This window comes from Paenibacillus taichungensis, from assembly GCF_003287275.1.
GTDB classification, from domain to species: domain Bacteria; phylum Bacillota; class Bacilli; order Paenibacillales; family Paenibacillaceae; genus Paenibacillus; species Paenibacillus taichungensis_A.
Map to the genome: position 1 here is coordinate 204518 of NZ_QEVW01000017.1, position 7805 is coordinate 212322.

The window sequence follows — 7805 nt, forward strand, 5'->3', positions numbered from 1 at the left end:
AACGTTATTTTTAAAATTCTGATCTGAACATTTTCTTTTACGGATTGGAGCCACTATTACTGCTACCGCTGTTATTGGAGTTGCCTCGACTGGTATTCCCCTGCTGGCTCTGCTCCTGATTGTCCGTATTCGATTCTGTTTCTTCTTCTCCAGGAGCAGTTTCGGTATCTCCATTCTCGACTTCGGCTGGTGAAGGGTCAGGCCCCAGCGTTCCTTCATCATTCGGATCCTCGCCTGGAGCAACCGTCGTATCATCAGCCTTTTCGCTAATTTTGACGGTAGCGCTAAGATCAACTGATGATTCATCCAGTTTGGCAAAACGAGGCAGGTCAGCCTCAAGCTTTATTTCATGCGTACCTACTGCAAGTCCAGCAAGATCCGCAGTCAGCTTGATATCATCGCTACTTAGACCTTCAAGCATCGTTGAAGAACCCCTAAGCGTAATATTCAAGCCACCACTTTTGGGAGTAACCAGTGTCCCTTCCAGCCCGTTCCCCGCGTCAGTAAGCGTAATGGGTACGTTCGGAAATACTTTGGTCGTCTCCTGAAGCTCATCGTAAGGCGATACCGTCACCTTAAGCTGAATCGAACTAGGCTCGATTTTCTCAAAACCGGGAGGCGGCGTCAAGTCCACGTTAACTGTCGACGTTCCTGCCTCATTGAACTGTGTAAGATCAAGGGTTACTTGGTCGTAGGACTGTATACCCGCAAGCACATCTTCTGTTCCGTAAACCGAGACTTCTTTCACGCTTGGCTCAACCGTGGAGAGCACCATTCCCTCTGGCAGCTGTCCCGAATATTTGATTCTTAAGGGCACAGTTGTATAGGGCTGACTGACTGGAATACGAACTTCAACGGTTTCTGGAGTAACAATCGCATTTTCAATGACCTTGCCTTCCGCATCATATGCCTGAAGCTTCACTTTTTTCTGCGTTACGTCATCCTTCGCATCCTTCACGCTCACACTGCCCTGAACCTTCTCTACGGCGTCAAGTTGCCCTTCCGGCAGAGTTACCTTAACTGGACCTGAAGGTTCAACAACGGGCGTTCCAGCGTTATATCCGGTTGATGGTTCTCCTTCGGGTACAATATTCACATTGAAGGATTTTGTGCCCAATTTCTCCACGTTGACCGTAACCATGGAAGGCTCCATGCTGACTACCTCAACCCCAGAAGGCAGATCGGGTACTAGCGGTAACGTATTGGACCCATCTTTCACCTGACTAAGATCCACTAGCACCTTATAATCATCATTCGTAAAAATCGAAGTTAACATCGAACGCTGCCCTTTAATCTCCAGACGTACCTCATCCGTACTTAATGAAGTAAGTACATAGGAGTTACTGTCGAGTCCATAAGGCTGAACAGGCACAGTACGCTCCACAACTTTATTAGTTGTCCCTGTCGTGATCGTTGGCGTAGTTGGTACTTCATCCAGATGTATCATGAACCAGAGCAACAAACTCACCGCCAAAGCGAGAATCTTGGCAAAATTGTTGTTATTGAACCATTTATCCATTTTTACGTCCCCCCTTCCGTTTCCAGAAGGTAGTCCAACCATTCTTTTTAGTTAGATTGGATGTTGGACGCAGTTCTTCGTACAGTTTGGCAATCAACGATTCTTCCTTAATATCACGAACAACTTGTCCATTCATCGCAAGCGACACTTGTCCCGTCTCCTCCGAAACAACCAAACAGATCGCATCTGCAACCTCGGTAATCCCAATTGCTGCACGGTGACGCGTTCCTAGCTCTTTGCTGATAAACGGATTCTCGGACAAAGGCAAATAACAGGCTGCCGCCGAAATCTGTTTGCCCTGTATAATGACGGCTCCATCATGGAGCGGTGTATTCGGAATAAAAATGTTAATCATCAGCTCTGAGCTGACCAGAGATTGCATCTGAATGCCGGACTCCGTGTAATCGTTCAGACCTGTTTCTCGTTCAAATACAACCAGTGCACCAATTTTACGTCGTGACAAATAATTTACGGACTTAATAATCTCACCAATTAAAACCGTTAATTCTTCATCACTTGCTGCTGCCGAGCGTCCAAACAGTTTACCTCGACCCAATTGCTCCAGACCACGGCGCAGTTCCGGTTGGAAGATAATAAAGACCGCAACGACACCAAACGTAAACATCTGGTTCATCAGCCATTTGAGCGTGTAAAGGTTTAGCCATGTACTTAGTGCCCAGATCACTACAAGGAACAGAATACCTTTAAGCAACTGAACTGCACGGGTGCCCCGCACAAGCAAAATCAATTTGTACATAATATAGGTAACGATCAATATATCGATAACGTCCTTAATGGACTCTTTCCACGTTAAGTCAGCAAAATAGTTCATAAGCCAGCCCCCGCTATCCCCATTGATGAGTAAACCCTGCTCTCATATTAACCCATTAGGATTTAATTAATCCTTTTCTCGCATTTACATAATCCATTCAGACTCACTCTCAGGTACAAAAGTTGGCCAGAAACGAGCACTCTGATTTAACCAGCGACGAATAGAATCATTTTGATCTATATTTTGCTGATTGAAAGACGCTCTTTGAATTTATGCAAAAAGCTTATCTATATGTAGTAGTATGTTCTCTTTAGTATCTAGGTTATAACGTTAACGTTCATGTTGCAAGTTACGGGAGTCACAAACTGCGCATAAACAACACAAATCCCATAAATTACAAATTATCAGATAAAAAAAGAGTACCCCAGCAATCTGGAGGTACCCTGCTTGGTATATACCATTGAAGAAATTACCCTGTTTTAGCGATAAGCCACTTCATTTACCATATTGGTTATTTTGTACCAGAACCAGTCCAGCGCCTGATCAATACTTTTCACCTGACCGGAAATATGTGCCGTTGAAGCCTGATACAACTGTCCGTCGATGACCGTTAGATTGCCATTTACATCACCGTATACCTGAGCAGTTCCATTCTCTATCGTAAGATCGCCAGCAATGGACTTGCCCTCCGGAACAATAACCGTGTTTCCTTCAATCACGATCTGGTCCAGATTATTTCCCTTAACGACCATTTCGTTATTCTGATTCCAGAAATTCCAGGCGCTAAAGAGCATCACGACCAAAAAGAAGGCTGCCGCCGTCAGCGCGGGATGTCCTTTGACCCATTTGAGCCATACTTGCTGTCTCTTGGGCTGGGGCAGAGCATTCATAATTCGATTGGTCAGCTCATCCGAGGCAGACGGTGAATAGTGTTTCATGGCAAAGAGTAGCATTTCCGTCTGTTCCAACTCTTTAAAGCGCATGCGACAATCCGGACAGGTCACAAGATGACTTTTCAGTTCAACCTTCTGGGCCGGGGACAACGACTCATCCAAACATTCATGCATTAAAGAGACGGCCGAGTTGCAATCCATATGAGAGCCAATCCTTTCTTAGATCACTTAGTCCTTGCATTGCCAAAAAGCACGCATAAGACTTGCATACATTACATACGCATCCGTTTCGGATATGTTTCAAATAAATTCGCCCAAAATACAGACGTTTTACATTTACAACTTATACTCCAGTTTTTTACGCAAAAAATCACGCCCCCGATGAACACGAGTCTTAATCGTTGTTACGGGCATACCTGTCACATCACTGATTTCCTGTAGCGACAAGTCCTGTAAATATCTCAAAACCATGACTGATTTATACTTGGCCGGCAAACTGTCAATCGCTTCACGGATTAGTGTCTGTGTTTCAGACAAAAGTGCTTCACTCTCTGGTGTACGATCATCACTTGGAAGCATCGCATAACCGTCAGATCCTTCCTGATCATTTAGTTCAGCATCCAGTGAGTAAGATGGTTTCTTCCGCCGTAAGCGGTCAATACACAGATTGGTTGCAATCCGATAAATCCAGGTTGAGAACTTCTGATTCGGATCATACTTCTCCATATTGCGAAACACACGTAAAAACGTCTCCTGCACAACGTCTTCGGCTTCATGACGATTGTTCAGCATCCGGTATGCCAGATGAAACAGCTTGTCCTTGTATAATTCAACGATTTCTGCAAAGGCTCGCTGGTCACCCTTCAGTACCAGCTTAACAAGCCTGTTCTCCAAATTGTCCACCCTTATTCCCCCAGACATGCTGATGGGTCTTCCGCCTTCTGATACCCGTCCACACTTGTAATTCACCAATCAAATCGTAAATCAACTTTGGTCAAAAATCAAGACTGTGCCGGAAAATATCCGCCAAAAACAGTAAAAACGGGAACTCCCGAAGGAGTCCCGTTTCATCTCTCACTCGAGCTGAGGAAAGAATTAAGCTTTTACTATCTATATGGCTGGAAAAATCACTTCATATATTGTTAAGCAGGTTAATGATCAGCCCGTATTCCGAAGTCCTGCAGCAATGCCGTTAATCGTAAGCAGCACTTCACGCAGCAACTCTGTGTCATCCTCGCCACGCTCACGCATATCTCTGAGCTCACTCAGAAGTTGGACCTGCATGTAGGACAAAGGATCGACATACGGATTACGAAGTCGGATCGACTCTTGAATCACCGGTACATCATCCAGAATTTCAGCTTCTCCGGTAATTTTCAGAATCAGCTCTTTGGTAAGTTTGAATTCAGATTCAATCTGACCATAGATGCGATCACGTGCTTCCTCATTGGAAGTCATGGCCGAGTATTCCTTCGCAATAACCAGATCTGCTTTGGCAATAGCCATCTGCACCGTATCAATTAGTGTACGGAAGAATGGGAAGTTTTCATACATTTCTTTCAGGACAACCAGATTTTCTTCTTTATCCTGATAGTAACTTTGCAGTCCCGTTCCTGCCGCATACCATGCGGGAAGCAAATAACGACTTTGAGTCCAGGCAAATACCCAAGGGATCGCTCTCAGGTCCTCGAACTTGTCGCTGTTTTTCCGTTTGGATGGACGTGAACCAATATTCAGTTCCCCAACCTCAGGCAGCGGTGTCGATTCCTTGAAGAAAGTAAAGAAGTCTGGATCACGGAAAATGAGATCTTGGTATTTCGTCAGGGATACTTCAGAAATATCTTTGATGATGCTATCCCAATGACGCTCTGATGCCGATTCTTGCGGCTCCAAACCGTTTAGTGCAGCTGTAATCAAAGCCGATGTAGCCTGCTCAAGACTGCGGTATGCAATTCCCTGAAGGGAGTAGCGGGAAGAGATAACCTCACCCTGCTCTGTAATCTTGATACCCCCACCAATCGTGTGTGGTGGTTGAGCAAGAATACTGCGGTTGAGAGGCATGCCTCCACGTCCAAGCGCTCCACCTCTACCATGGAAGAACTTCAGTTTAACGCCGTGTTTATTACCAACAGCAGTGATAGCATTCATCGCCACTCGCAGCTCCCAGTTGGCTGTAACAACCCCGCCATCCTTGTTGCTGTCCGAGTATCCCAACATGATTTCATGCAGTTCATTCCGCCCACTCACACTTGCGCGATATACCGGAAGGTTGAACAGCTTCTCCATAATTTCCGAAGCGGCATGAAGATCATCAATGGTTTCAAACAATGGAACCGCTTGAAGCGTAGATACCACTTCACCGTTATGTTCTTTGCGGAACAAACCTACTTCTTTGGCAAATACCATAACTTCAAGCAGATCACTTGCTCCTTGGGTCATACTAATCAGGTAGCTTGTGATACAACCGGCCCCAAACTCGCTCTGAGCACGTTTGATCGTACGGAATACATCCAGAGTCTCTTTGGTCCCCTCTGTGTATTGGTGATAAGGGGAAGTCAGCGGACGAGGATCATCCAGCAAACGAGCCAGCAAATCGATTTTGCCATCTTCAGTCAAACGAGCATAGTCTTCTACGATGTTCATCTTGGCCAAAATCTCTGACATTGCATTTTCATGCTCTTTGCTGTGCTGACGCACATCCAAAGCAGCTGTATGGAATCCGAACAGCTCCACTTGACGAATCATTTTGCGAATGGTCGTATCTGCTACATAGTCTGCAAAGTGATGACGCAGGCTGCGATCGATAATCATCAGATCATCCATCAGTCCTTGAGCGCTGTCATAGCGGTCAGGCTGTCCTACTTTGTTCTCATCCAGGACATTGTTCAGCTTGGCAATCATATATGCCAATTTAATGCGATATGGCTCTTTTTCATTTCGCCACATATCCACTTTTTTCAACGTTACACAACTACGGTCTTGCTCAATCGACTGCACCAGCTCATCCGATACGTGGATGATGTTCGTGCTGAAGCTGAGATGTCCCATAAGTTCAATCATAATCCGTTGATACTCACGTAAAGCGAGCTTACGCTGCATCAATAGTGTCTGCCATGTTACATCTGAAGTTACCGAAGGATTTCCATCCCGGTCTCCACCGATCCAGGAACCGAACCGCAAATACGTCGGCACATGCCAGTCATGGTCAGGATAAAATTTATTCAGGCAGCGTTCAAGCTCCTGGTATACATCCGGAAGTACATGGAACAACGTTTCATGAAAGTAATACATACCGTTCCGTACTTCATCAAGCACAGTCGGTTTACGGTCACGAAGCTCATCAGTCTGCCATAGTGTAATGACTTCGTTCAGCAGCTTCTCCCGCAACTGTTCACGTTCACGCAACGTCAGCGTAGGATTATCAAGTGACATGACATCTTCGGATATCCGCTTGTGGATGTCCAGTATAACCCGACGCATAGCTTCGGTTGGATGAGCTGTCATCACCAATTCCAGCGATAACTCGTCTAGAATATCCTCTACTTCCGTGTGAGACAGTCCGCGTTCCTTCAGATCTTGTACTGCTTTTTCAATCGACCCTGGCTGCACAGCGTCCCCTGCAGAACGTTCATAATCCCGTTTACGCCGGATCCGATGGTTTTGTTCAGCAATGTTAACTAATTGAAAATAAATCGCAAAAGCTCGAATCACCTGATGGCGATTTTCCGAGTCTAATTCCTGGATCATCGTTTTGAACTCTGCATAAAGTTCTGGCAAGAACTCTGCACGCAACGATTTGCTCGTTTCCCGAATCTTCTCAACGATATCTAGAAGCTCCGTGCCTCCTTGATGGACAAGAACTTCTCCGAGTATATTGCCCAGGAACCGCACGTCTCGCCGAAGCAGGTTGTTGGATTGGCTTTTGCTGGCGGTTACCATAGTTTCAGTCATGCTTATCCTCCCATCTGATCGTTCCATTCGTACACGTAAATTTGACACCTTCATAACATCATACAATAAATTGGTACGAAAATCTTTATTTTTCTACTAGTAAAAATGGGGATTTACCCTGATTTACAGCATAAAAACACGCTTTATTATTCATTTTCTTGTTCTGCTTCGATTAATGGTCAAATGCTGTCGAATGATACCTTTTTCACGTACTTTTCATTACCCGAATAACTCATATCTATTCTATATTATTCATAAATATACAGTTAGACTGGGAATGTTTGCTGCACCTGAATGGTTTCGTATCTGCAAGAATTTCCATTATTACAAACCAGACGAAACATAAAGAAACATGACCGGCAAAGCAAGCTTTTGTATACTTTATCACAGTGACGCAATAAATTAAAGAGTGTATTTATAATTTTTTTAATTCTTTTAGCAGAATTTAATGAGGGGTTCGAGGTATTCTTTCACTTATCAAACGAATACAGAGGAGATAGGATTATAATGAGATGTTGTTTCTATATATAAAAGAAAAGTCCCTGTATATACAGAGACTTTTCAATGAATCATAAAGCGGGTGATGGGAATCGAACCCACGCTATTAGCTTGGAAGGCTAAAGTTCTACCATTGAACTACACCCGCAAATAAAAATCGGGATGACACGAT

5 protein-coding genes and 1 tRNA gene are annotated in these 7805 nt (G+C 44.6%); all 6 read right to left on the bottom strand.

What is annotated here, in order from left to right:
- Positions 1 to 37 precede the first annotated feature (37 nt).
- On the bottom strand, positions 38 to 1519 hold the full coding sequence (locus DC345_RS24960; RefSeq protein WP_181586722.1) for a CdaR family protein: 1482 nt from the start codon (positions 1517 to 1519) through the stop codon (positions 38 to 40).
- On the bottom strand, positions 1512 to 2351 hold the full coding sequence (gene cdaA, locus DC345_RS24965) for a diadenylate cyclase CdaA (protein WP_063567044.1): 840 nt from the start codon (positions 2349 to 2351) through the stop codon (positions 1512 to 1514). Before cdaA ends, DC345_RS24960 begins: the two co-directional genes overlap by 8 nt.
- 419 nt (positions 2352 to 2770) lie before the next feature.
- Complete coding sequence (locus DC345_RS24970; protein ID WP_062329949.1) at positions 2771 to 3385, bottom strand: zf-HC2 domain-containing protein; 615 nt, start codon at positions 3383 to 3385, stop codon at positions 2771 to 2773.
- 135 nt (positions 3386 to 3520) lie between these two features.
- Positions 3521 to 4087 carry an RNA polymerase sigma factor SigW gene (gene sigW, locus DC345_RS24975; RefSeq protein ID WP_113055487.1) on the bottom strand — a complete coding sequence of 189 codons (567 nt, stop codon included), beginning with the start codon at positions 4085 to 4087 and terminating at the stop codon, positions 3521 to 3523.
- Between the two features lie 255 nt (positions 4088 to 4342).
- Positions 4343 to 7135 carry a phosphoenolpyruvate carboxylase gene (ppc, locus tag DC345_RS24980; protein WP_113055488.1) on the bottom strand — a complete coding sequence of 931 codons (2793 nt, stop codon included), beginning with the start codon at positions 7133 to 7135 and terminating at the stop codon, positions 4343 to 4345.
- 575 nt (positions 7136 to 7710) lie between these two features.
- Positions 7711 to 7781: transfer RNA gene (locus DC345_RS24985), tRNA-Gly, on the bottom strand.
- Positions 7782 to 7805 lie beyond the last annotated feature (24 nt).

What these genes read in the sequence shown, in the direction of transcription:
- DC345_RS24970 (WP_062329949.1), bottom strand. Translation starts at nt 3,385, where the DNA reads ATGGATTGCAACTCGGCCGTCTCTTTAATGCATGAATGTTTGGATGAG.
- ppc (WP_113055488.1), bottom strand. Translation starts at nt 7,135, where the DNA reads ATGACTGAAACTATGGTAACCGCCAGCAAAAGCCAATCCAACAACCTG.
- cdaA (WP_063567044.1), bottom strand. Translation starts at nt 2,351, where the DNA reads ATGAACTATTTTGCTGACTTAACGTGGAAAGAGTCCATTAAGGACGTT.
- DC345_RS24960 (WP_181586722.1), bottom strand. Translation starts at nt 1,519, where the DNA reads ATGGATAAATGGTTCAATAACAACAATTTTGCCAAGATTCTCGCTTTG.